Source organism: Vibrio sp. 10N.222.49.C9 (assembly GCF_041474985.1).
GTDB lineage: Bacteria > Pseudomonadota > Gammaproteobacteria > Enterobacterales > Vibrionaceae > Vibrio > Vibrio crassostreae_C.
This window is the reverse complement of record NZ_JBFRVD010000695.1, coordinates 1-258: the sequence shown is the minus strand read 5'-3', so window position 1 is coordinate 258 and position 258 is coordinate 1. Positions and strand designations below refer to the sequence as shown.

Genomic DNA, 258 nt, shown 5'->3' with positions numbered 1-258 from the left:
TTCTTGAGAAAGCTCATCCATACCTAGGATAGCGATGATATCTTTCAGCTCTTTGTAACGTTGCAACGTTGTTTGCACGTGCTGTGCTACGTTGTAGTGCTCTTCACCCACAATCTGAGGATCAAGCTGACGAGAAGTAGAATCTAGTGGATCGATTGCTGGGTATAGACCAAGCGCTGCGATGTTACGAGACAATACAACTGTTGCATCCAAGTGAGCAAACGTGGTTGCTGGCGATGGGTCAGTCAAGTCATCCGC

1 pseudogene is annotated in these 258 nt (G+C 47.3%); it reads right to left on the bottom strand.

Annotated elements, in window-relative coordinates:
- A pseudogene (locus tag AB4585_RS25130) lies at positions 1-258 on the bottom strand (ATP synthase F1 subunit beta); the annotation flags it as partial.